We start from the raw sequence: 24,845 nt of genomic DNA, 5'->3' as shown, positions 1-24,845 counted from the left end.
CCTTGCACAAAACTGGAAAGCCAGTTTGATCACTGTGGGAGCGGGCATGCCCGCGAAGCAGGCTGCACAGTGGATGGCACGGGCTTCGCCCGTGTTCGCGGGCATGCCCGCTCCCACAGTGATCGTGCAAAATTTCAAAGTTCGAGCAAAACAGTTGTCCCGACATAAAAAAGCAGACCGCGTCTGGGTTGAAATCTACGCAAAAAAACGCCGCTGATATCAGCGGCGTTTTTGAGTACCTCAATGCCTTAGAACGGCATCTTGAAGCCTGGCGGCAGCTGCATGCCGGCGGTCATGCCGCCCATCTTTTCCTGGCTGCTTTGCTCAACCTTGCGCACGGCGTCGTTCAGCGCAGCGGCAATGAGGTCTTCCAGTACTTCCTTGTCATCTTCATCAGTCGACATCAGGCTCTGGTCGATGCTGACGCGCTTGACGTCATGACGACCGGTCATCACCACGCTCACCAGCCCGCCACCGGACTGGCCGGTGACTTCGGCGTTCGCCAGTTCTTCCTGCATCTTCTGCATTTTTTCCTGCATCTGCTGGGCCTGCTTCATCAGGCCGGCCATGCCACCTTTCATCATGGGGTATACCTCGATTGGGTCATGTGATGCGGCCCGGCACCGGGCCGGCCGCATGGTTATCCATTACTGGCCCTGACTGACCAGGGCTTCTACAGGCTCAATAGTATCCTGCCGCACCTTGGCGCCGAACAACTTGATCATCTGCTGGATCAACGGATCCTGCTCGATCGACGCGACGGCGTCCTGCTGGCGCTCGGCTCGCTTGCGTGCTGCCGCCTGAGCCGGGGTTTCCTGCTCGGGCAGGATCAGCTCGATGCGCAGGTTCAGCGTGCGCCCCAGGTGCTGGTTGAGCGCTTCGTTCAGGCGCCGCTGCTGGGTGGCGTTGAACAGCGCCCCCTGGCCAGGGTCCAGGTGCAGCAACCAGTCGTCGCCATCGGCGGCAATCAGCGTACAGTTTGCCGCGATGTTGCCTGTCATCCCGGACACAGGCAACTGTGGGAATAATTCCAGCCATTGCAAGGCCAGGCCGGTGGCCGGTTTGGCTGCCGGCAACGGTTCGGCAGCCGGTTTGGACACGTCTTCCTGAACATGTTCGGCCAATTCGTCCAGGTAGCTGAAACCTGCCGGATCGCTTTCGCCGCCGTAATAGTCTTCGTCAAGCGGCGGCTCATCGTCGCGCTCCATCCCCACGGCAGCGTAGGCAGACGGGTCGAAAGGCGGCTCGTCGTGTGCCGGGGCGGCCTGTGTGGGCGCCACCGGGGCAACAGGCTCGGGCGCAGGTGCCGGTTCAGGCGCAGGTTCAGCCGCTAACGGCGCGGGTGCAACGGCAGGCTCTTCCCATGGCAGGTCGACCACTTCGGCGACCGGCTCAGGTACGGAGATAGCCTCGGCTTCGGCCTTCAGCTCAACATCTGCCTCGGCCTCCGGCTCATGATCAGCCGTCGCGGGTGCTGGCACCTCCAGCTGCGGGGCTTGCGCAACAGGCTCCGCCGGCACAGCCGCGACAGGCGGTGAAAGCGCGACCGGCGCCGCAGCTGCCACCTGCCCTGCAGGATCAGCTGTGGCCTGGCTGATCCCCGTTGGCTTTAGCACCGGCTTCGGCGCGTCGTCCGTGTCCGCCGGGCGGAACGCCAGCATACGCAGCAGCACCATCTCGAAGCCACCGCGCGGGTCCGGCGCAAGGGGCAGGTCACGGCGGCCTATCAGGCCCATCTGATAATAGAACTGCACATCCTCGGCCGGCAGCGCCGAAGCCAGCGCCAATACCCGCTCGCGATCACCCTGGCCGTTGTCTACCGCTTCGGGCAGCGCCTGGGCAATGGCTACACGGTGCAGCACATTGAGCATTTCGGCCAGAACGCCCGACCAGTCCGGCCCTTGCTCGGCCAGATTACGCACGGCCTCCAGCAAAGCCCTGGCATCGCCTTCGAGCAGTGCCTGCAAGACCCCATACACCTGGCCATGGTCGAGGCTACCCAACATGGCACGTACATCGGCGGCCAGTACCTTGCCTTCACCGAAGGCGATGGCCTGGTCGGTCAGGCTCATGGCATCCCGCATGGAGCCGTCGGCCGCACGACCAAGCAGCCACAGGGCATCTTCCTCGAACGGCACGTTCTCGGCGGCCAGTACGTGGCTGAGGTGCTCCACCACCCGCTCCGGGCTCATGTTCTTCAACGAGAACTGCAGGCAGCGCGACAGGATGGTGGCCGGCAGCTTCTGCGGGTCGGTGGTGGCGAGGATGAACTTGACGTAGGGCGGCGGCTCTTCCAGCGTCTTGAGCAAGGCGTTGAACGAGTGGGTCGAGAGCATGTGCACTTCGTCGATCAGGTAGACCTTGAAGCGCCCACGGCTAGGGGCGTACTGCACGTTATCGAGCAGTTCGCGAGTGTCCTCTACCTTGGTACGGCTGGCGGCGTCGATCTCGATCAGGTCGACGAAACGGCCTTCGTCGATCTCACGGCACACCGAACAGGTGCCACAGGGCGTGGAGGTGATGCCGGTTTCACAGTTCAGGCACTTGGCGATAATACGGGCGATGGTCGTCTTGCCCACGCCGCGGGTACCGGTGAACAGGTAGGCATGGTGCAGGCGCTGGTTGTCCAAGGCATTGATCAAGGCCTTGAGCACATGGGTCTGGCCGACCATTTCGCGGAACGAGCGCGGACGCCATTTTCGTGCAAGAACCTGATAACTCATCGAAAAACCATCGTAGCCTGATCGAGCGGAAGATCGCTAATGCTAGCGGAGCGGGGGCAAAATTGCACCCTGCGCAACTCGTCTAAGCTTGGAATGGCGCATTGCCCAGGGAGGATTGCCTTTGCGAAGACTGCTGGCCCTGTTACTGCTGTGGTCTACAAACAGCCTGGCTGACCAGCCGGTGCTGCGCTTCTCCGTAGCCGAGAGCTGGAGCATGCCCCTGGTACGCATCGAAGGCGATCAGCCAGTGGAGGGATTGCTGTACGACCTGATGCAAGCCGTTGCCAGGCAAGTGGGCGCTCGCCCTGAGTTCCACGTCATGGCCCGCCTGCGTCTGGAGGAGGCCATGAGCAGCGGCGACATTGATGTGCGTTGCTACGTCAGTACCCAGTGGCTCAACGACCGTCCAAGGGATTTTGTGTGGAGTATCCCGCTGATTCATCAGCGCGACGTACTGGTTGGCCGCGCCGACGACAGCACCCCGATGCCCCCGGAGCAACTGCCACCCCAGGCGATCGGCACGGTGCTGGGCTACACCTATTCAACCCTGCAATCACTGCTGGACGACGGCCAGCTGCACCGTGAGGACAGCCGCAACCAGTTGCTGGTGCTGCAAAAGCTGCAGGCCGGCCGGTACCGCCATGCGGTGAGCAACCAGTTGTCGTTGCAGTGGTTCAACCAAGGGTTGCCAGCGGAGCAGCAATTGCAAGCGCTGGCGGTGCTGGACGAACAGGATTTGGGGTGCATGGTGCGCAACGATCCGGCGATACCGACACAAGGGCTGTTGCGGGCGTTGGTAAGGATGAAGCAGTCGGGGGAGATAGAGCGGATTTTGCAGCGGTATGAAGCGACGGGCGACCCGGACAGTATGTCTGTGGCCCGCCCCGAAATACCCAGCAAAATGCCGGCACACAGCCAGCGCAACTAACGCCCTGCTCATTTCGCGAACGCTTGCGCAAACACTGCTGGAGCAACTGTCTTGCTCAATTTCTAAAAGCTGGCGCGATCCCTGGACTGCTCCCAAGGGTTGGATTGGTGTCCAACTTCTTGGGGGCAGTCCATCCCTGTGGGAGCGGGCTTGCCCGCGAACACGGGCGAAGCCCGTGCCATCCACCGCGCTATATTCTTCGCGGGCTCGCCCGCTCCCACAGCGTTGTGCGGCACACTACAATCTCTATCACAAACTCAACGTCACCGGCCTTTACGTTCAAACGCCACGCTGACAGCATCCGCCTGCCCCCAGGCAATCTGCATGGCCCGCAACCCATGCTCCAATAACTGCCTGGTTTCTTCGTCCTGAATACGCTCAAGCGCCCGGCGGCTATCGCTGTAGGCGAACATCAGGTAGTGGGAAACATTCATCAACGCGAACTCCATCGGGACGATGCCTTCGCTGATCGCGCGGGAAAGGGATTTGCCTTGGGGAAGATCGAAGACGTGGGGCGGATCGGGGACCAGTTTTTTCATGACAGCTCCGTGTTGGCTGTGTTGTCCCCTTCTGCTTCCACGCAATAGGGTGGCAACTGTACGCGGGGTGGAAGACCAGGCACACGGTAGACCCGGCAGGTACGAATACCTCCCGCGCACAGCCGCCATAAATGACAACTGTCCCATGTGCCACCCAGGCTTCCACACCCGATCGCTGAACTGACAGCGACCGCGAAAGCCTAGTGGGCGAGGTTGACCGGGACAATCAGACGGGAGTCGACGGAACACGTAGGATAATTCGCTATGCCTGCCTGACGCGTAGGGGCTTTCCTAGGCTGTTATCAGACCTATCTTAAAAGCAGGCACTCTGATCATGCACTTACTGTAATCGGGATCACTGTCTTCACACCAAAGCCCGTAAATACGCACTCAAGAACAGCCCCACACCAAACACAAAATGCGTGACCAGGCTCTTCAGGCAGTTCCGCGCAGGTGTCGGCGTTCTGGACGCAAAGAACCCTGCCCCCATGGCCGGCTGCATGAAGCACAGCGGCGCCACGACTGTACCCACACCCACAACTACCGCAGGTAAAAGAGTAGGCGATCGCAACCAGCCCTCCCCTACGATCACAAGCAGCAGCATCGCGAAAAGCACACCGGTGGCGTAGTGAATCACCCATCCCCACGCCAACTCATTTCGCACAGGTTCCGCTTTGGCAATCGCTTGGTGCGAAACACGCCCACCTAGCAGGTGCCCCGCCCAACGTCCGACCATGGCGAAATTCAGCGTTGCGATACCTAACCGCCTCAGCAGCAACCCCCACAGGTCCATCACTACAGTGGCACCAATGCCAATCGGCAATGCAGCTAGAAACATCGCAGTAAACGTCATTTGAACAAGCCCTCGAAAGTTGACGGTCATTACCATGCCGCGCAGCATAGAAGTTGAAGTCAACTTCAAGTCAAGGGCCCGAAATGGACATTGCCGACGTCGCCAAACGCACAGGCGTACCTGCATCGACACTGCGTTACTACGAGAAGAAAGGCTTGCTCAAGTCGCTTGCCGGGCACGGTCAGCGGCGACAGTTTGCAGCCGATGTGGCAGACCGGTTGGCGCTGATCGCCCTGGGGCAGGCCGCGGGGTTTTCGCTGGATGAAGTGGGGGCGATGCTGGTGGACCTGCAGGTCGACCGGCAGATGCTGATGGCCAAGGCGGACGAGCTGGATGCGCGGATCAAGCGGTTGCAGGCGATGAGCAAGGGGTTGCGGCATGCCGCGCAATGCCCTGAGAAAGATCATCTGGCATGCCCGAAATTCCAGCGGCTGATGAAGCTGTCGGCGGCGGGAGCATTGGGCGAAAAGCAGGAAAGAACGAAGGCGTTCGTTACAGATTGAGGTTTTCCGACCCCAGAAATGGAGGCGGCCCCACCAGCCACACCCCGGCACTCGATGTTCCCGCTATGGCTGCTCCCTTCCGGGCCTGACCAGGTTAACGGGTAATCAATGCGGGGGGACCGATGGGGCCACCACTACATGCCTCGCTGAGCAGCGAGTGGCGCCATTGTACCGGTCTTTGGAGCAGATACAACCACCGCGGCAGAAAAAGTCATCATTTCTCAATGACTTGTCAGGGTCGAGATGGCCTGGACGGGCCTCTTCGCGGGTAAACCCGCTCCTACGGGCGACCGCGCAGGCTTTTCAAATTTTGAGCAAGACAGTTGCCCCCCACAGGGGGGCACGGATGCCTAGACCGCTATGCCCTGTTCGGCCAGGAAGGTAACGAAGGCATCTTCGTCCAGTACCTTCACACCCAGCTCAGCAGCCTTGGCCAGCTTGGAACCTGCCCCCGGCCCTGCCACCACGCAGTGGGTCTTGCCGGAAACGGAACCGGCAACCTTGGCCCCCAGGCTTTCCAGCTTGTCCTTGGCAATGTCGCGGCTCATGCGCTCCAGCGTACCGGTCAGCACCCAGGTCTGGCCGGCCAGCGGCAAGCCTTCGGCCACCTTCTTCTCGCTGCTCCAGTGCATGCCGAATGCCAGCAGCTGCGCTTCGATGTCCCGGGCCAGTTTCTGGTTTGCTTCATCCTTGAAGAACTCACGCACTGCGTCGGCCTGCTTGGCCGCCAGGGCCTGGCGCAGATCAATGCCGTCGGCGGCGATGATCTTGTCCAGGCTGTCGAGCTTGGCCACCAACTTCTCGGCACCGGTCGGGCCGACGGAGGCAATGTCGAGCTTGGCGATCATCCCGGCCAAGGTGGTGCTGGCGGCAAATTCGGCAGCCAGCTCACCTTCGTCCTGCAACTGCATACCGCTGTCGAGCAGCTGCTGGATAACCTTCTGGTTGTGCTCGTCTTCAAAGAAATTGTGGATCTCGTAGGCCACTTCGAGACCGATGTCCGGCAAATAGGTCAGCACCTGCGGCAATGCCTGCTGCACGCGCGCCAGGCTGCCCAGCGAGCGGGCCAGCACCTTGGCAGTCTCCTCGCCGACATCCGGGATGCCCAGCGCGTAGATGAAGCGCGCCAGGCTCGGGCGCTTGCTGGCTTCAATGGCATCCAGCAGCTTCTGGGTCGACACCTCGGCAAAGCCTTCAAGGCCGACGACCTGCTCGAACTGCAGCTTGTACAGGTCAGCCGGCGAGCCGATCAGGCCTTCATCCACCAACTGCTCGACACTCTTCTCACCCAGGCCGTCGATGTCCATGGCACGGCGCGACACATAATGAATGATCGCCTGCTTGAGCTGGGCGCCACAGGCCAGGCGGCCGACACAGCGGTACACCGCACCTTCGCTGGTGGTTTCCTTGCCCTTGCTGCGCTTTACCAGCCGGGTACGCTCGACCTGCGAGCCACAGACCGGGCATGCGCTTGGCACCTCTACCGGGCGGGCGCCTTGCGGACGACGCTCCAGCACCACCTGCATCACCTGCGGGATCACGTCGCCGGCCCTGCGAATGATCACCGTGTCGCCGATACGCAGGCCCAGGCGGGCGATTTCGTCCATGTTGTGCAAGGTGGCGTTGGATACGGTCACACCGGCCACCTTGACCGGCTTCAGGCGCGCCACAGGCGTGACTGCACCCGTACGGCCAACCTGGAACTCGACATCCAGCACCTCGGTCAGCTCTTCCATGGCCGGGAACTTGTGGGCAATCGCCCAGCGCGGCTCACGGGCGCGGAAGCCCAGCTCGCGCTGGGCGGCCAGGCTGTTGACCTTGAACACTACACCGTCGATCTCATACGGCAGGCTGTTACGCCGCTCGCCAATGTCGCGATAGTAGGCCAGGCACTCTTCGATGCCCGCCGCATGTTTGAGCTCGCGGCTGATCGGCAGGCCCCAGGCCTTGAGTTGTTCGAGGATGCCGATGTGGCTGTCGCCGATACTCTCGGACACCTGGCCAACGCCATAGCAGCAGAACTCCAGCGGGCGGCTGGCGGTGATCTTCGAGTCCAGCTGGCGCAAGCTGCCAGCGGCGGCATTGCGCGGGTTGGCGAAGGTCTTGCCACCGGCCTCGGCCTGGGCGGCATTGAGCCGGTCGAAACCGGCCTTGCTCATGTACACCTCGCCGCGCACCTCCAGCACTGCCGGCCAGCCCTTACCCTGCAACTTGAGCGGGATGTTGCGCACGGTGCGTACGTTGGCGCTGATGTCTTCGCCAGTGGTGCCGTCGCCACGGGTGGCGCCCTGCACCAGCTGGCCGTCGCGGTACAGCAGGCTCACGGCCAGGCCATCGAGCTTGGGTTCGCAGCTGTAGTCGACCGCGCCCGGCTGATCGAGGCCTTCTACCACACGGCGGCCGAACTCACGCAGATCGGCTTCTTCGAAGGCGTTGCCCAGGCTGAGCATCGGCACTTCGTGGCGCACCTGGCTGAACGCCGCCAAGGCAGCGCCGCCAACGCGCTGGGTGGGCGAGTCAGGGGTTACCAGGTGCGGGTGTTCGGCTTCCAGCGCCTTGAGCTCGTTGAACAGGCGGTCGTATTCGGCATCGGGCACGCTGGGCTCGTCGAGCACGTAGTAGCGATAATTGTGCTGATCGAGCTCGGCACGCAGTTCGAGGATACGGGTTTCGGCGGTCATGGGATTTGTCTTCTCTTGCAAAGCAAAAGAGCAGCTTGGGGTGTGCGTGGGGCTCTAGGGAGTCGTTGCCTGTGCCGGCCTCTTCGCGGGTAAACCCGCTCCTACGAGGGCATCACATGCCTTTGTAGGAGCGGGTTTACCCGCGAAGAGGCCGGCACAGGCAACGACGATACCCGAACCGGCCAGCACGCCCTCAGGCTGCTCTTTCGTCTGGATCTGTCAGCGTTTCTGGGTCAGCGCGCGGCGCTCGAACTCGACGATACGCTGGCGGTAGTGCTCGATGGTCTGGGCAGTCAGCACGCTGCGCTGGTCATCCTTGAGCTCACCGTTCAGTTCGTGGGCCAGCTTGCGTGCCGCGGCGACCATCACATCGAAAGCCTGCTTCGGATGACGCGGGCCCGGCAAGCCGAGGAAGAAGCTCACCGCGCGAGTGCTGAAGTGATCGATGTCGTCCAGGTCGAACACACCAGGCTTGACTGCGTTGGCCATCGAGAACAGCACCTCGCCGTGACCGGCCATGCTCTCGTGGCGGTGGAAGATGTCCATTTCGCCGAAGCGCAAGCCGCTTTCCAGGATGTTCTGCAGCAGCGCCGGGCCCTTGAAGCCACCCTCGTCGCGGGAGATCACGCTGATGACCAACACCTCTTCGGCGGGTGGCAACTCCTTGACGCTGCTGCTGGCAGACGCTGCGCCGCTGCTACGGTTGTTGTCGGCGGCAAAGTCTTCATCGCTGTCGGCAAACAGGTCGGGCTCGCGCTGCTCGGCGCTCAGGTTCAGGTCACCCTGCTGCACATCGGCAGCCGCACTGGCTCGCTTGCCGCGCTTGCTGGCCTTGACCGGCTTGGGCTCACGCTCGCGATCACGCGCAGACGCGCTGAGCGACGGCAGGTCGCTTTCGTCCAGCTCAGGCTCCTTGTGGGTATCGAGCACTCGCGACGGGCCGAGCACTTCGGCACTGCCTCCCTCTTCGTCCGGCAGGTTGGAATAACTGCGATCCAGACGGAATTTCAACTTGCCTTTCCCGCCGCGCATGCGGCGCCAGCCGTCGAAAAGAATCCCGGCGATAACAATGATGCCGATGAGGATCAGCCACTCGCGCAGACCGATTTCCATGTAATCCCGTGCCTCTATAAAAATATGCTTGAAAACAAAGGGTTCAAAGCCCTTTAACACGTGGCGCCAACTCTATGTTCTGACAGGCGTTTTACCCACGCAAAAAACGAGTGACATTAAGCTAGCACGACCAAAGACAACTTTACACCGTCTGTCGCACACGGCGGGGCATTTCGCTGCAGAATGTGCCCCTATCGTCGTGCATCAAGCGTCGACCATGGCCATGGCCGCCTCCACATCAACCGCAACAAGGCGTGAACAACCTGGTTCATGCATGGTCACCCCCATCAATTGGTCCGCCATCTCCATGGCAATCTTGTTATGGGTGATGTAGATGAACTGCACGCTTTCACTCATTTCCTTGACCAGACGCGCGTAGCGCCCGACGTTGGCATCGTCCAGCGGCGCATCGACCTCGTCGAGCATGCAGAACGGTGCGGGGTTCAACTTGAAGATGGCAAACACCAGCGCCAAGGCGGTCAGTGCCTTCTCGCCGCCGGACAGCAAATGGATGGTGCTGTTCTTCTTGCCCGGTGGGCGCGCCATGATCGTCACCCCTGTATCGAGTAAATCTTCGCCCGTCAGTTCCAGATAAGCGCTGCCACCCCCGAAAACTTTTGGGAAAAGTGCCTGTAATCCGGCATTTATCTGATCAAAGGTATCCTTGAAGCGGTTGCGGGTTTCCTTGTCGATCTTGCGGATGACGTTTTCGAGGGTCTCCAGCGCTTCGACCAGGTCGGCGTCCTGGGCGTCCAGGTAACGTTTGCGCTCGGACTGCTGCTCGTATTCTTCGATGGCCGCCAGGTTGATCGCCCCCAGGCGCTGGATGCGCGCTTCAAGCTGTTCCAGCTCCTGCTCGGTGCCCTGCTCGCTGGCCTCGGCTTCCAGGGTGGCGAGCACACCTTGCAGGTCATAGCCGTCGGCCAGCAACTGTTCCTGCAAGGTCTTGCGCCGCACATCCAGGCCCTGGCACTCCAGGCGCAGCTGCTCCAGTTGACCACGCAGCAGCTGGGCCTGCTGCTCGGCCTGGGTGCGGCGTTTTTCGGCATCGCGCAGTTCGCGGTCAGCTTCGTCCATGTGCAGGCGAGCCAGGCGCATTTCCTCGTCGACGCTCATGCGCCGCTCCAGCAGCTCCTCCAGCTTCAGACGCAGTTCTTCCTGCGGGGCTTCACCCTCCTCCAGGTTCAGGCTCAGTTGTTCCTGGCGTTCGGTCAGGCGCGCAGCTTGCTGCTCCAGACGCTCCAGCGCCTGGCGGGTAGAGTCGTGCTGGGCACGCAGCGACCCCAGACGCACCGCCAGCTGGTGAGCGTGGTCCTTGTGCTGGCGGGCCTCCTGACGCACCCGGTCAAGGCTTTCGCGCAGGGTGTCGCGGCGGGCCATCAACTGTTCGCGCTGCTCGGTGTCCTGGGCCATGAGCTCCAAAGCCTCTTGCAGCAGCAGGCGTGCTTCGCCCAGTTGCTCGTGTTCCAGGGCGCGCTGTTCTTCCAGCTCGCTCAGCTCTTCCTGCAGGCGGCGGCGTCGCAGCTCGACCTGCTCGGCGCGCGCGCGGCTGGCCGAAAGACTGGCCTTCAGCTCGCCGTGCAGGCGGTTTTCATCCTGGGTGCGGCGGCGCAACTGTTCGCGCTGCTCCTCCAGGTCCAGTTGCTGCTCGCGCAGGGCCTGCAACTGTTGATCGAGTTGCTCCAGCGCCGCTTCCTGTTCCAGTTGTTCCTGGCCCAGGCGTTCGATTTCCTGGCCACGCGCCAGCACGCCGCCTTCGGCCTCGCCACCTCGGCGTACCCGCAGGAAGTGCCGGCCGACCCAGTAGCCATCGCGACTGACCAGGCTCTGCCCTTCGCCGAGCGATCCGCGCTGCTCCAGTGCCTGAGCCAGGTCTTCCACAGGCCTGACCTGGCCCAGCCAGGGCGCCAGGTCGATACGGCCCTCGACCTTCTCCAGCAAGCTGCCGGTCAACGTCGCCCCCGCGCCGACGGCCAGCAGCAAGCGCAGCTCACCCTGTTCCAGGCCGGCAAAATCGAGGTCGTTGAAATCGTCCACCAGCACAGCCTGCAGATCGGCGCCAAGCACCGTCTCTACCGCCAGCTCCCAACCCGGCTCCACCCGCAAGCCCTCGGCCAGCCGCGGCTGTTGCTCCAGCCCTTGGCCGTGCAGCCATTGCGCAGCACCTGCGCCCGGCTCCAGGGCGGCCTGCTGCAAGGCTTCAAGCGAGGCCAGGCGCCCACCCAGGCGCTGCAGGTCGCCCTGTGCCTGCTGTTGCGTCTGGGTGGCCTGCTGCAGTTGCTCGCGCGCGCTTTCCAGGCGCTCGATCACCTGCTCTTCGGAGAGCTGCAGTTCTTCCAGCAGCATTTCGCTGCTGGCCAGTTGCTCGGCCAGTTCGAGCATGGCGGCATCCTGCGGGTCGCTGCCCAGTTGCTCGCGCTCCTCGACCAACTTGCGCTGGCGCTCGGCCTGGCGCTCAAGGCTGGTTTCCAGCTGCTGCAGGCGCGCCTGCTGCACTTCGGCCTGACGGCGCGGTTCGGCGGAGCGGCTGTTGAAGCTGTCCCACTGTTCCTGCCAGCCGTGCATGCCCAGCTCGGCCTCTTCAAGCGCGGCAGCGGCTTCCTCGGCAGCAGCCAGGGTCATTTCCTGCTCGGGTTCGAGCATGGCCAGCTCTTCGCCCAAAGTCGCCAGCAGGGTACGGTCGTGCCCCAGGTGCGATTCGGTTTCCAGGCGTGTGCGCTCGGCTTCCTTGAAGTCGTCCTGCAACTGCCGCAGGCGCTGCTGGCCGTGCTGAATGCTCTGCTCGACCCGGGCGATGTCACCGGCCACCGAGTAGAAACGGCCCTGCACCTGGTTGAAGCGTTCGGACAGTTCGTGATGACCGTCGCGCAGGCGTTCGATACTGGCATCGGCATTGCGCTGCTCGGCCACCAGTGCCTCGTGAGAAACGCCCTGATCGCCGATCACCGATTCGCGCTGGCGTACTTGTTCGTCCAGGTCTCGCCAGCGCAAGGCAGACAGGCGCGCTTTCATCTGCCGCTCCTGAGCCTTGTACTCACGGTACTTTTCGGCCGCCTGGGCCTGGCGGTGCAGACGTTCCAGCTGGCGCTCGAGCTCTTCGCGCAGGTCGGTCAGGCGCGCCAGGTTTTCCTGGGTGCGGCGGATGCGGTTCTCGGTTTCGCGGCGGCGCTCCTTGTATTTGGAAATGCCAGCCGCTTCCTCGATGAAGTTGCGCAGCTCCTCGGGCTTGGCCTCGATCAGCTTGGAGATCATGCCCTGCTCGATGATCGAGTAGCTGCGCGGCCCCAGACCCGTCCCAAGGAAAATATCCGTGATGTCACGCCGGCGGCATTTGGTGCCGTTGAGGTAATAGCTGTTCTGCCCGTCGCGGGTAACCTTGCGGCGGATCGAAATCTCGGCGTAGGCGGCATACTCGCCGACCAGGGTGGTTTCGCTGTTGTCGAACACCAGCTCGATACTGGCCTGGCTGACCGGCTTGCGGCCACTGGAGCCGTTGAAGATGACGTCGGTCATCGACTCGCCGCGCAGGTTCTTCGCCGAACTCTCGCCCATCACCCAACGCACCGCGTCGATGATATTGGACTTGCCGCAGCCGTTTGGCCCGACCACCGCCGCCATGTTGCTGGGGAAGTTGACCGTGGTCGGGTCGACGAACGACTTGAACCCGGCCAGGCGAATGCACTTCAGGCGCATCGGTCAGCCTCTGGCCAGTGCCGCCAGCACCAGTTCGCAGCTGCGCTGGCCATAGGCGGTGAGCACCTCGCGAATGCGCGGCAGGTCACGCGAGACCACGGCTTCGAGCAAGCGGGCGAACAGGTCGAGATAGTCGATCATGTTGGCCTGGCGCTGGTCCAGCGACAGGTAATAGGCACGGCTCATGGCCGGCTGCAGGTTTTCCACGGTTTCCTGCAGGAACGGGTTGTCGGCGAACGGATAGGCCGCACGCATGACCGCAAAACTGTCGGCGACGAAGGTCTTGATGTCGAGCTGGTCATGGGCACGCTGCAGCCGCTGCTGGATTTCCAGAAACGGGCGCAGGTCGGCTTCGGTGCGCCATTTTTGCGCAACCGCATTGCCCAGCAGGATGTAAAACTCGCCCATCAGTGAGCACAGGCTGCGAACGCTGCGTTCGTCCAGCTGGGTCACATGGGCGCCCCGGCGCGGCAGGATCGCCACCAGATGGCGGCGCTCGAGGATCAGCAGTGCTTCGCGCACCGAGCCGCGGCTGACGTTGAGCGCCTGGGTAACTTTCTGCTCCTGGATACGTTCGCCTGGCGCCAGCTCGCCGCGGATGATGCGTTCGGCCAGGTAATCGGCAATCTGCTCGGAGAGGCTGTCCGGGGCCTTGAACGTCATGGTTTTCCTTCAAAATCATTGAACTGGGCACAAGGGGCGAATTGTAGCGTACTTGGGCGGTAATCGCGCAGAGGGGCCAGGTGGTTTATTTGACCTGTCAGACAGCCTCGCGCCCGGCGCGATCTATGCTTGTAATAGAGGCAGTGTGTGCGGCTGGGCATGGACATGTGCATTTTCTTGACCCTTGAGTCAGAAAAATATTGACCTGCTAGACAGGTCTTGCTTAGAGTCCGCCCAACAACAATAAAACCATTGCGAGGCCTTCCCCGTGATCCAGTTTCTCGTCAACCAGGAGCTGCGTAGTGAGCACGCCCTGGACCCTAACATGACGGTGCTGCAGTACCTGCGCGAGCACCTGGGCAAAACCGGCACCAAGGAGGGCTGCGCCAGTGGAGACTGCGGCGCTTGCACCGTGGTGGTCGGCGAACTGATCCAGGACGACCTGGGTAACGACAGCCTGCGCTACCGCAGCCTCAATTCGTGCCTGACCTTTGTGTCGTCGCTGCACGGCAAGCAACTGATCAGCGTCGAGGGGCTCAAACAACAGGGCCAACTGCACAGCGTTCAACAAGCGATGGCAGACTGCCACGGATCGCAATGCGGCTTCTGCACGCCCGGCTTCGTCATGTCACTGTTTGCCCTGCAAAAGAACAGCAGCGTCCCCGACCTGCATCAGGCCCAGGAAGCCCTGGCTGGCAACCTGTGCCGCTGCACCGGTTACCGACCGATCCTCGACGCCGCCGAGCAGAGCTGCCGCCAGCCCTGCCGCGACCAGTTCGATACCCAGCAGGCGCAAACCATCAGCCGCCTCAAGGCCATTGCCCCGACCCAGACCGGCGAGCTGAACAGCGGCGACAAGCGCTGCCTGGTGCCGCTGACCGTGGCGGATCTGGCCGACCTGTACAGCTCGCACCCCGAAGCGCGACTGCTGGCCGGTGGTACCGACCTGGCGCTGGAAGTCACCCAGTTCCACAAGACCTTGCCGGTGATGATCTACGTCGGCCATGTGGCAGAACTCAAGCGCATCGAGAAAACCGCCAGCCACCTGGAGATCGGCGCCGCCACGCCACTGACTGACTGCTACGCCGCGCTGAACGAGGAGTACCCTGACTTCGGGGCACTGCTGCACCGCTTTGCCTCGCTGCAGATCCGCAACCAGGGCACCCTCGGCGGCAACATCGGCAACGCCTCGCCAATCGGCGACTCGCCACCCCTGCTGATCGCCCTGGACGCGCAGGTGGTGCTGCGCCAGGGTGAACGCCAACGGGTTATGCCGCTGGAAGACTACTTCATCGACTACCGCATCACGGCTCGCCAGGACAGCGAGTTCATCGAGAAGATCATCGTGCCGCGCGCCACCAGTGACTGGACGTTCCGCGCCTATAAAGTGTCCAAGCGCCTGGACGACGACATCTCCGCCGTGTGCGCAGCCTTCAACCTCAGCATCGAAGACGGTGTGGTCAGCGGTGTGCGTATCGCCTTCGGCGGCATGGCGGCGATTCCCAAGCGCGCCCGCGCCTGTGAGGCGGCGCTGCGCGGCAAGCCGTGGGACCAGGCTGCCATCGAGCGCGCCTGCCAGGCCCTGGCCGAGGACTTCACCCCGCTAAGCGACTTCCGCGCCAGCAAGGAATACCGCCTGCTGACCGCGCAGAACCTGCTGCGCAAGTATTTCATCGAACAGCAAACACCGCACATCGAAACCCGGGTGACCGCTTATGTCTAACCATCACGTAGCCAAGAGCCAGGCCGAGATGGCCGAACTGTTCAGCCAGGACCTGACCACCGGGGTCGGCCGCAGCGTCAAGCACGACAGCGCCGACAAGCATGTATCGGGGGAGGCGCTCTACATTGACGATCGCCTGGAATTCCCTAACCAGTTGCATGTGTATGCACGTACCGCCGACCGCGCCCATGCGCGCATCCTGCGCATCGACACCACGCCGTGCTATGCCTTCGAGGGTGTGCGTATCGCCATCACCCACGAAGACATCCCCGGCCTGAAGGACATCGGCCCGGTGGTGGCCGGCGACCCGCTGCTGGCCATCGACAAGGTCGAGTTCTTCGGCCAGCCGGTGCTCGCTGTCGCTGCCCGCGATCTTGAAACCGCACGCAAAGCGGCCATGGCCGCCATCGTCGAGTACGAAGACCTGGAACCGGTGCTGGACGTGGTCGAGGCGCTGCGCAAGAAGCACTTCGTGCTCGATAGCCACACCCATCAGCGCGGCGATTCGGCTGCCGCCCTGGCCAGCGCCCCGCATCGCATTCAGGGCACCCTGCACATCGGCGGCCAGGAGCACTTCTACCTGGAAACGCAGATTTCCTCGGTCATGCCTACCGAAGACGGCGGCATGATCGTCTACTGCTCCACCCAGAACCCCACCGAAGTGCAGAAACTGGTCGCCGAAGTACTCGACGTGCCGATGAACAAGGTGGTGCTGGACATGCGCCGCATGGGCGGCGGTTTTGGCGGCAAGGAAACCCAGGCCGCCAGCCCGGCATGCTTGTGCGCGGTAATTGCGCGCCTGACCGGCCAGCCAACCAAGATGCGCCTGCCGCGGGTCGAAGACATGACCATGACCGGCAAGCGCCACCCGTTCTACGTCGAGTATGACGTGGGCTTCGACGACAACGGCCGGCTGCACGGTATCAATTTCGACCTGGCTGGCAACTGTGGCTATTCGCCCGACCTCTCCGGTTCGATCGTCGACCGTGCCATGTTCCACTCCGACAACGCTTACTACCTGGGCGATGCCACCGTCCACGGCCACCGCTGCAAGACCAACACCGCCTCCAACACCGCCTACCGCGGCTTTGGCGGCCCACAGGGCATGGTCGCCATCGAGCAGGTGATGGACCATATCGCCCGTCATCTGGGCCGCGACCCGCTGGCCGTGCGCAAGGCCAACTATTACGGCAAGACCGAACGCAACGTCACCCACTACTACCAGACCGTCGAGCACAACATGCTCGAAGAGATGACCGCCGAGCTGGAGGCCAGCAGCGACTACGCCGAGCGACGCGAGTCGATCCGCCGCTTCAACGCCAACAGTCCGATCCTGAAGAAAGGCCTGGCACTGACACCGGTCAAGTTCGGCATTTCGTTCACCGCCACCTTCCTCAACCAGGCCGGTGCACTGATCCATATCTACACCGACGGCAGCATTCACCTGAACCACGGCGGCACCGAAATGGGCCAGGGCCTGAACACCAAGGTGGCCCAGGTGGTGGCGCAGATCTTCCAGGTGGATTTCAGCCGCATCCAGATCACCGCTACCAACACCGACAAGGTGCCTAACACCTCGCCTACGGCTGCTTCCAGCGGCGCCGACCTGAACGGCAAGGCGGCGCAGAACGCGGCTGAAATCCTCAAGCGCCGCCTGACCGAGTTTGCCGCACGGCACTATCAGGTGACCGAGGAAGACGTCGAATTTCGCAACGGCCATGTGCGGGTGCGCGACCAGATCGTCAGCTTCGAGCAACTGGTGCAGCAGGCCTACTTCGCCCAGGTGTCGCTGTCCAGCACCGGGTTCTACCGCACGCCGAAGATCTTCTACGACCGCAGCCAGGCCCGCGGCCGGCCGTTCTACTACTTCGCCTTTGGCGCTGCCTGCGTGGAAGTGATCGTCGATACGCTGACCGGCGAATACAAGATGTTGCGCGCCGACATCCTGCATGACGTGGGCGATTCGCTGAACCCTGCGATCGACATCGGCCAGGTGGAGGGCGGTTTCATCCAGGGCATGGGCTGGCTGACCACCGAAGAGCTGGTGTGGAACGCCAAAGGCAAGCTGATGACCAACGGCCCGGCCAGCTACAAGATCCCGGCCGTGGCCGACATGCCACTGGACCTGCGAGTGAAGCTGGTGGAGAACCGCAAGAACCCGGAAGACACCGTGTTCCACTCCAAAGCCGTGGGCGAGCCCCCGTTCATGCTCGGCATCGCTGCCTGGTGTGCAATCAAGGATGCTGTGGCCAGCCTGGCTGATTACCGCGTGCAGCCGCAGGTGGATGCGCCGGCAACGCCAGAGCGGGTGCTGTGGGGCTGCGAGCAGATGCGCAAGGCAGTGGCTGAAACACAGTCGCGCGAACGGGAACTGGAAACCATCACCCCCTGACAACGCAAGGCCCTTGTAGGAGCGGGTTTACCCGCGAATGCGATATCAGCTCCAGCGCTACATTCGCGGGTAAACCCGCTCCTACCAGGGTCGGCAGCATGGCTTAGAGAGGTTGCATCATGCACCAATGGATCAACGCCCTCGCCGACCACCAGTCCCGTGGCGAAGCCTGCGTGCTGGTGACCATCATCGAAGAGCGCGGCTCTACCCCGCGCAACGCAGGCTCGAAGATGGTGGTCAGCGCCAGCGGCCTGTTCGACACCATCGGCGGCGGCCACCTGGAATACAAGGCGCTGCACATCGCCCGGCAAATGCTCGAAGAGCAGCGCACCACCCCGCACCTGGAGCGCTTCAGCCTCGGTGCCAGCCTGGGCCAGTGTTGCGGCGGCGCCACCGTACTGCTGTTCGAGCCGATGGCCGCGGTGCAGGCGCAGATCGCCGTGTTCGGCGCGGGCCATGTCGGCAGGGCTCTGGTACCCTTGCTCGCCGCGCTCCCCTGCCGGGTGCGCTGGATCGACTCGCGTGAACAGGAATTCCCCGAACTCATCCCCAATGGGGTGACCAAGGTCGTCAGTGAGGAACCGGTCGACGAAGTCGCTGACCTGCCGCCCGGCAGCTACTGCATCGTCATGACCCACAACCACCAGCTCGACCTGGAACTGACTGCCGCCATTCTCAAGCGCAACGATTTCACCTGGTTCGGCCTGATCGGCTCGAAGACCAAACGGGTCAAGTTCGAGCACCGCCTGCGCGAACGAGGCTTCGACGAGGCCGTGATGGCCCGCATGCGCTGCCCGATGGGCCTGGCCGAGGTCAAAGGCAAGCTGCCCATCGAGATCGCCGTGTCCATCGCCGGTGAAATCATTGCCACTTACAACGCCTGCTTCGGCCAGCACGACGCTGCCGCCAATGCCGGCCCCATTGCCCAGTTGCTGCCGCCCTCCCGGCGCAGCCAAGCCATTTGACGAGTGTGTTATGACCGTTACCCGCAAAGCCTACCGTGCCGCCATCCTGCACAGCATTGCCGACCCGGCCGAGGTGGGCCTGGAGGCTTCCCATGAATACTACGAAGACGGCCTGCTGGTGGTCGACGATGGCCGCATCAGCGCCGTGGGGCACGCCAGTGAACTGCTGCCGACGCTGGATGCCGGCATCCCGGTCGAGCACTACCAGGACGCGCTGATCACCCCGGGCTTCATCGATACCCACATCCACTTCCCGCAGACCGGCATGATCGGTTCCTACGGCGAGCAGCTGCTGGATTGGCTCAATACCTACACCTTCCCCTGCGAAAAACAGTTCGCCGACAAAGGCCACGCCGACCAGGTGGCGAAGATCTTCCTCAAGGAACTGCTGCGCAACGGCACCACCACTGCGCTGGTATTCGGCAGCGTGCACCCGGAGTCGGTGAATGCCCTGTTCGAAGAGGCTGAACGCCTGGACCTGCGCCTGATCGCCGGCAAGGTGATGATGGACCGCAACGCGCCGGACTACCTGACCGACACCGCCGAATCGGGCTATGCCGAAAGCAAGGCACTGATCGAGCGCTGGCATGGCAAGGGCCGCCTGCATTATGCCGTTACCCCGCGGTTCGCCCCAACCAGCACGCCGGAACAATTGACCCTGGCCGGCCAATTGCTCAAGGAGCACCCGGGCGTGTACATGCACACGCACCTGTCGGAAAACCTCAAGGAAATCGACTGGGTCAAGTCGCTGTTCCCCGAGCAGAAGGGTTATCTGGACGTCTACGATCACTTCGAGCTGCTGGGCGAGCGCTCGGTGTTTGCCCACGGCGTGCACCTGTGCGACGAAGAGTGCCAACGCCTGGCCGAAACCGGCTCGGCCGTGGCCTTCTGCCCCACCTCCAACCTGTTCCTCGGCAGCGGCCTGTTCAACCTGCCCCAGGCCGAGCGGTTCGGGGTCAACGTGGGCCTGGGTACCGACGTTGGCGCCGGCACCAGCTTCTCTCTGCTAAACACCCTGAACGAGGCATACAAGGTGATGCAGCTGCAAGGCGCGCGCCTGCATCCGTACAAATCGCTGTACCTGGCCACCCTCGGCGGCGCCCGCGCGCTACGCCTGGACGACCGTATCGGTAGCCTGCGCCCGGGCAACGATGCCGACTTCGTGGTGCTGGACTACAAGGCCACGCCACTGCTGGACTACCGCATCCAGCAGTCCAACAGCATCGAAGAAACCTTGTTCGTGCTCACCACCCTGGGCGATGACCGTACCGTACGTGAAACCTATGCCGCCGGGCGCTGCGTGCACCAGCGTTAAGGTTCTTTCGCCAGGCCCCGATACAGCGCGCCGCCGATAGCAGCACCGATCAGCGGCGCCACCCAGAACAGCCACAGCTGCTGCAGGGCCCAGCCACCGACGAACAGGGCCGGCCCCGTGCTACGCGCGGGGTTGACCGAGGTATTGGTCACCGGGATCGAGATCAGGTGGATCAGGGTCAGGGCCAGGCCGATGGCGATGGGTGCAAAACCTGCCGGTGCGCGGGCGTCGGTCGCCCCCATGATGACCACCAGGAACATCGCCGTCATCACCACTTCACTGACAAAGCCCGCACCCAGCGTATAGCCACCGGGCGAGTGGTCGGCGTAGCCGTTTGAAGCCAACCCCGCAGACAGCTCGAAACCGGCCTTGCCGCTGGCGATGAGGTAGATCACACCGGCCGCCAGGATGGCACCGATCACCTGGGCGATCACATAAGGCAGCAGCTCTTTTGCCGGGAAGCGCCCGCCCACCACCAGCCCGAACGACACGGCAGGGTTTAGATGGCAACCAGAGATATGGCCGATGGCGAAGGCCATGGTCAGTACGGTGAGGCCGAAGGCGAAGGCGACACCGAGCACACCGATGCCGAGAGGTGAACTGGCTGCGAGTACCGCACTGCCACAGCCACCAAGGACCAGCCAGAAGGTGCCGATCAGTTCGGCCCCCATGCGTTTACCCAGGGACATGCTCATGAATCCATTCCTCAAGAAGTTGAACGCAACGAATGCGCAAGCCCAACTGCTTGATGAAGGTTTGCTCACAAGAATTTAGCAGACCTTTGGGTTATGGCCAGTAGTGGCTGGAAGGGCTGCCTTGCAGCCCCTCGATCACGCAGGCAAACGATCAACCCTTGACGGAAACCTTGGGTTTTTTCAACAGATGCGAGAACACGGCATGCAAATCGTCCGAGGCGCTCTCCTCGTCCAGGTTCAGCTTGCTGTCGATGTGGTCCATGTGATGCATCATCAGGCTCACCGCCTGCTCGGCATCGCGTGCCTCGATGGCATCGATGAGCTGCATGTGTTCATCGTAAGAGCAGTGGGAGCGGTTGCCGCTTTCGTACTGGGCAATGATCAGCGAAGTCTGCGAGACCAGGCTGCGCTGGAAACTCACCAGCGGTGCATTGCCCGCCGCTTCGGCCAGCTTGAGGTGGAACTCACCGGAAAGGCGGATACCGGCACCCCGGTCACCGCGCGAGAAGCTGTCGCGCTCTTCTCGCACCATCTGCCGCAGCTCGTTGAGCTGCTCGGGGGTGGCATGCTGCACCGCCAGCTCGGTGATGGCGCGTTCGACCATGCGCCGCGAGAAGAACACCTGGCGCGCCTCTTCGACGGTCGGGCTGGCCACCACCGCACCGCGGTTCGGCCGCAGCAGCACCACGCTTTCGTGGGCCAGGCGCGACAAGGCGCGGCGGATGATGGTGCGGCTGACGCCAAAGATCTCGCCCAGCGCTTCCTCGCTCAACTTGGTGCCCGGAGCCAGACGCTGCTCGAGGATCGCCTCGAAAATATGCGCGTAGACGATGTCGTCCTGGGTACCGCTGCGGCCGGCCTTGCCGACTCGTGCAGGTTTCTTCAGAGGTTGCAGCTGTTCGTTCATGGGCTCTCGAGGCACGAAGAGAAAGTATGGCGCCATTGTACACAGGCTGAGGCGATTCCGCAGGGGGCGTTTTACCTATATAGCCGTTGTACGACACATTGCGCATACAAAACATAAAACATTATTTGCTTTATTTGTACACAAAAGCATAATCCACCGAGCAACTTCTTGACCCATAAGTCAACAAACGGTCAGACGTCTGCCTTCCCGCGGAGCCGCCAAGTGCATCGCTCAGGAAACTGGCTCCATAACAACAAGAACGACTTGAGGAGTACTCGCTGTGGAAAGCCGCAAATCCGAAGCCCCTACGCTGGATCTTGCCCCACCGCTCGAAACGAGCTGGCTGGAGCGGATTTTCAAACTCAAGCAACACGGCAGCACCGTCAGAACCGAAATGATCGCTGGGGTGACCACCTTCATCACCATGGCCTACATCATCTTCGTCAACCCCAACATCATGGCCGACGCCGGCATCGACCATGGTGCCGCTTTCGTCGCCACCTGCATCGCCGCCGCGCTGGGCTGCCTGCTGATGGGCCTGTACGCCAACTGGCCGGTGGGCCTGGCGCCGGGCATGGGGCTCAATGCCTTCTTTACCTACACCGTGGTCGGCACCATGGGCTACAACTGGGAAACGGCGCTGGGGGCGGTATTCGTCTCGGGCGTGTTGTTCATGTTCCTGACCTTGTCGAAAGTGCGCGAATGGCTGCTCAACAGCATTCCGGTCAGCCTGCGCCATGCCATGGGGGCCGGCGTCGGATTGTTTCTCGGGCTGATCGGCCTGAAGACTGCAGGCATCATCGTCGACAGCCCTGCCACCCTGATCAAGCTGGGCTCGCTGCATGAGCCGGGGCCGCTGCTGGCGGCCGTGTGCTTCCTGCTGATCGCCATCCTCAGCTACAAGCGGGTATTCGGCGCGATCCTGATCAGCATCATGGGTGTCACCCTGGCCGGCTGGGGCCTGGGCCTGGTCAAATTTGGCGGGGTGATGTCGATGCCGCCGAGCCTGGCGCCCACCTGGATGGCCATGGACGTGGCTGGCGTGTTCAACGTCAGCATGATCAGCGTGGTGCTGGCGTTCCTCTTCGTGCACATGTTCGACACTGCCGGCACCCTGATGGGCGTCGCGCAACGGGCCAACCTGGTGGCGCCGGACGGGCGGATCGAGAACCTGTCGAAGGCGTTGAAGGCTGACAGTGCCTCGAGTGTGTTCGGCGCGGTGGTCGGTGTACCACCGGTGACCAGCTATGTGGAGAGTGCAGCGGGGGTTGCCGCAGGTGGCCGAACTGGCCTGACGGCTGTGGTGGTAGGCCTGCTGTTCATCGCCGCGATGTTCTTCGCACCGCTGGCCGGGATGATTCCGGCCTATGCGACAGCAGGTGCACTGATCTATGTTGCAATGCTGATGATGGGCAGCATGGCGCATATCCATTGGGATGAGGCCACCGACAGCATTCCGGCGATCGTCACGGTGATCATGATGCCGCTGACGTTCTCGGTCGCCGATGGTATTGCCCTGGGCTTCATCAGCTATGTGGCATTGAAGGCGGGTACCGGCAAATACAAGGAAATCTCGGCCAGCCTGTGGGTGCTGTGCGCGATCTTCATTGCCAAGTTCGTGTTCCTCTGACCGAGGGCGCTTCTACCCCGGGGGTGGACAGTTGGATACAGCCCGTCGTAGGAGCGGGTTCACCCGCGAAGAGGCCGGCCCCTGCCGGCCAATCCCCACCCGCCGTTCACCGTTGCTGCCGCCACCGTATTCGCGGGTAAACCCGCTCCTACCACGGGGGTGGACAGTTGGATACAGCCCGCCGTAGGAGCGGGTTCACCCGCGAAGAGGCCGGCCTGCTGGCCAATCTCCACCCGCCGTTCACCGTTGCTGCCGCCACCGTATTCGCGGGTAAACCCGCTCCTATCACGGGGTGGACAGTTGGATACAGCCCGTCGTAGGAGCGGGTTCACCCGCGAAGAGGCCGGCCCTGCTGGCCAATCCCCACCCGCCGTTCACCGTTGCTGCCGCCCAGTATTCGCGGGTAAACCCGCTCCTACCACGGGGTGGACAGTTGGATACAGCCCGTCGTAGGAGCGGGTTCACCGCGAAGAGGCCGGCCCTGCTGGCCAATCTCCACCCGCCGTTCACCGTTGCTGCCGCCACCGTATTCGCGGGTAAACCCGCTCCTACCACGGGGGTGGACAGTTGGATACAGCCCGTCGTAGGAGCGGGTTCACCCGCGAAGAGGCCGGCCTGCTGACCAATCCCCACCCGCCGTTCACCGTTGCCGCCACCACCGTATTCGCGGGTAAACCCGCTCCTACCACGGGGGTGGACAGTTGGATACAGCCCGTCGTAGGAGCGGGTTCACCCGCGAAGAGGCCGGCCCTGCTGACCATCCCCACCCGCCGTTCACCGTTGCCGCCACCACCGTATTCGCGGGTAAAACCGCTCCTACCACGGGGGTGGACAGTTGGATACAGCCCGTCGTAGGAGCGGGTTCACCCGCGAAGAGGCCGGCACAGGCAACGCAAAAAACAGCAGACGAAAAAAAGCCCGCCAGTGTGAGAGCGGGCCAAAGGACCTACGAAGATTCTTCTAGCGACCAACTAGCTTCCACGATAGGTCGAATAGCTGTACGGCGAAATCAGCAGCGGCACATGGTAGTGCTCCTGCGACTCGTCGATGCCAAAGCGCAGCACGACAACATCCAGAAACGCCTGGGCCGGCAATTGCACGCCACGGGCGCGGTAGTAATCCCCAGCGCTGAACTGCAACTGGTAAACGCCAGTGCGGTAATCGTCCCCCTGCAGCAGCGGCGCGTCGACGCGGCCATCGCTGTTGGTCAGGGCGGTGTTCACCAGCTCCAGTTGCTGGCCTTCGACGCGGTACAGCTCGACCTTGATCGAGCTACCCGGGCAGCCATGCGCGGCATCCAGTACGTGTGTGGTCAAACGTCCCATTGCGTGTCGCCTCTTGTTCAATCTGTGGGCAAAAAATACTCAGCCATCGCACCAGCTTAGCGCCTGCGGCAGGCGGGAATGACGTTATTAAGACATTCCGCCCAAGGATTGTACACAATTTTTTGATCCCCTCTGTCACACCCTCCATTTGCTGCCCATAAACGACCCATCGGTCGCAAATACACGCACCATAACGA

Annotated in this window: 19 protein-coding genes and 1 other RNA gene; 8 read left to right on the top strand and 12 right to left on the bottom strand. The window is 62.6% G+C overall.

The window, feature by feature from the left end; all coding sequences use genetic code 11:
- Positions 1-46: 46 nt before the first annotated feature.
- The gene (locus PRJ_RS08355; protein WP_162497223.1) at positions 47-217 is read left to right on the top strand and encodes a hypothetical protein; all 171 of its coding nucleotides are present in this window, start codon (positions 47-49) and stop codon (positions 215-217) included.
- Positions 218-248: 31 nt separating this feature from the next.
- Here PRJ_RS08355 and PRJ_RS08350 read toward each other — a convergent pair whose 3' ends face one another.
- Both PRJ_RS08350 and dnaX read right to left on the bottom strand, forming a co-directional pair.
- Positions 249-584, bottom strand: a complete 336-nt coding sequence (locus PRJ_RS08350) for a YbaB/EbfC family nucleoid-associated protein (RefSeq protein ID WP_003254305.1) — start codon at positions 582-584, stop codon at positions 249-251.
- Positions 585-647: 63 nt separating this feature from the next.
- Positions 648-2,723, bottom strand: a complete 2,076-nt coding sequence (dnaX, locus tag PRJ_RS08345; RefSeq protein WP_064493449.1) for a DNA polymerase III subunit gamma/tau — start codon at positions 2,721-2,723, stop codon at positions 648-650.
- 121 nt (positions 2,724-2,844) lie between these two features.
- Between dnaX and PRJ_RS08340 the strand changes: the two genes are divergently transcribed.
- Complete coding sequence (locus PRJ_RS08340) at positions 2,845-3,651, top strand: ABC transporter substrate-binding protein (protein ID WP_104961083.1); 807 nt, start codon at positions 2,845-2,847, stop codon at positions 3,649-3,651.
- Between the two features lie 263 nt (positions 3,652-3,914).
- Here PRJ_RS08340 and PRJ_RS08335 read toward each other — a convergent pair whose 3' ends face one another.
- Positions 3,915-4,190 (bottom strand): hypothetical protein, encoded by a 276-nt coding sequence (locus tag PRJ_RS08335; protein ID WP_049588194.1) that lies wholly within the window; start codon positions 4,188-4,190, stop codon positions 3,915-3,917.
- A 364-nt stretch (positions 4,191-4,554) separates the two neighbouring features.
- Positions 4,555-5,043, bottom strand: coding sequence for a DUF2938 domain-containing protein (locus PRJ_RS08330; RefSeq protein WP_104962857.1), 489 nt, complete (start codon positions 5,041-5,043; stop codon positions 4,555-4,557).
- Between the two features lie 83 nt (positions 5,044-5,126).
- Between PRJ_RS08330 and PRJ_RS08325 the strand changes: the two genes are divergently transcribed.
- Complete coding sequence (locus PRJ_RS08325) at positions 5,127-5,546, top strand: helix-turn-helix domain-containing protein (RefSeq protein ID WP_104961082.1); 420 nt, start codon at positions 5,127-5,129, stop codon at positions 5,544-5,546.
- 28 nt (positions 5,547-5,574) lie between these two features.
- Here the strand turns inward: PRJ_RS08325 and ffs are convergent.
- The 5 genes from ffs to PRJ_RS08300 form a co-directional block, all read right to left on the bottom strand.
- Positions 5,575-5,671: signal recognition particle sRNA small type (ffs, locus tag PRJ_RS08320), an RNA gene on the bottom strand.
- 225 nt (positions 5,672-5,896) lie between these two features.
- On the bottom strand, positions 5,897-8,227 hold the full coding sequence (ligA, locus tag PRJ_RS08315; protein ID WP_104961081.1) for an NAD-dependent DNA ligase LigA: 2,331 nt from the start codon (positions 8,225-8,227) through the stop codon (positions 5,897-5,899).
- A gap of 219 nt (positions 8,228-8,446) precedes the next feature.
- Positions 8,447-9,340 carry a cell division protein ZipA gene (gene zipA / locus PRJ_RS08310; protein WP_104961080.1) on the bottom strand — a complete coding sequence of 298 codons (894 nt, stop codon included), beginning with the start codon at positions 9,338-9,340 and terminating at the stop codon, positions 8,447-8,449.
- Positions 9,341-9,544: 204 nt separating this feature from the next.
- Positions 9,545-13,033: a chromosome segregation protein SMC gene (gene smc, locus PRJ_RS08305; protein ID WP_104961079.1), complete on the bottom strand. Its 3,489-nt coding sequence runs from the start codon at positions 13,031-13,033 to the stop codon at positions 9,545-9,547.
- Between the two features lie 3 nt (positions 13,034-13,036).
- Positions 13,037-13,696: a GntR family transcriptional regulator gene (locus PRJ_RS08300; protein ID WP_010955022.1), complete on the bottom strand. Its 660-nt coding sequence runs from the start codon at positions 13,694-13,696 to the stop codon at positions 13,037-13,039.
- Positions 13,697-13,964: 268 nt separating this feature from the next.
- Between PRJ_RS08300 and xdhA the strand changes: the two genes are divergently transcribed.
- From xdhA to guaD, 4 genes are all read left to right on the top strand, one after another.
- Positions 13,965-15,419, top strand: a complete 1,455-nt coding sequence (xdhA, locus tag PRJ_RS08295) for a xanthine dehydrogenase small subunit (RefSeq protein WP_104961078.1) — start codon at positions 13,965-13,967, stop codon at positions 15,417-15,419.
- Entirely contained in the window at positions 15,412-17,811 is a 2,400-nt protein-coding gene (gene xdhB, locus PRJ_RS08290; protein ID WP_104961077.1) for a xanthine dehydrogenase molybdopterin binding subunit, read from the top strand. The genes xdhA and xdhB overlap by 8 nt, the downstream gene beginning before the upstream one ends.
- A gap of 119 nt (positions 17,812-17,930) precedes the next feature.
- The gene (gene xdhC, locus PRJ_RS08285; RefSeq protein WP_010955025.1) at positions 17,931-18,776 is read left to right on the top strand and encodes a xanthine dehydrogenase accessory protein XdhC; all 846 of its coding nucleotides are present in this window, start codon (positions 17,931-17,933) and stop codon (positions 18,774-18,776) included.
- 10 nt (positions 18,777-18,786) lie between these two features.
- A complete protein-coding gene (gene guaD / locus PRJ_RS08280; RefSeq protein WP_010955026.1) occupies positions 18,787-20,091 on the top strand; it encodes a guanine deaminase in 1,305 nt (434 codons plus the stop codon).
- Here the strand turns inward: guaD and aqpZ are convergent.
- Both aqpZ and PRJ_RS08270 read right to left on the bottom strand, forming a co-directional pair.
- Entirely contained in the window at positions 20,088-20,786 is a 699-nt protein-coding gene (gene aqpZ / locus PRJ_RS08275; RefSeq protein ID WP_014590205.1) for an aquaporin Z, read from the bottom strand. The two genes, guaD and aqpZ, sit on opposite strands and share 4 nt — an antisense overlap.
- Before the next feature lie 151 nt (positions 20,787-20,937).
- Complete coding sequence (locus tag PRJ_RS08270; RefSeq protein WP_014590204.1) at positions 20,938-21,693, bottom strand: GntR family transcriptional regulator; 756 nt, start codon at positions 21,691-21,693, stop codon at positions 20,938-20,940.
- A 280-nt stretch (positions 21,694-21,973) separates the two neighbouring features.
- On the opposite strand from PRJ_RS08270, the gene PRJ_RS08265 reads away from it, so the two are divergent.
- Entirely contained in the window at positions 21,974-23,323 is a 1,350-nt protein-coding gene (locus tag PRJ_RS08265; protein WP_010955029.1) for an NCS2 family permease, read from the top strand.
- A gap of 971 nt (positions 23,324-24,294) precedes the next feature.
- Here PRJ_RS08265 and uraH read toward each other — a convergent pair.
- Positions 24,295-24,648 (bottom strand): hydroxyisourate hydrolase, encoded by a 354-nt coding sequence (uraH, locus tag PRJ_RS08255; RefSeq protein ID WP_003254328.1) that lies wholly within the window; start codon positions 24,646-24,648, stop codon positions 24,295-24,297.
- Positions 24,649-24,845: the final 197 nt, after the last annotated feature.

The sequence above is a fragment of the Pseudomonas sp. XWY-1 genome (assembly GCF_002953115.1).
Taxonomy (GTDB): Bacteria; Pseudomonadota; Gammaproteobacteria; order Pseudomonadales; family Pseudomonadaceae; genus Aquipseudomonas; species Aquipseudomonas alloputida.
Note: the sequence above shows the minus strand (reverse complement) of the source record. Positions and strands in the feature narration are given on the sequence as shown.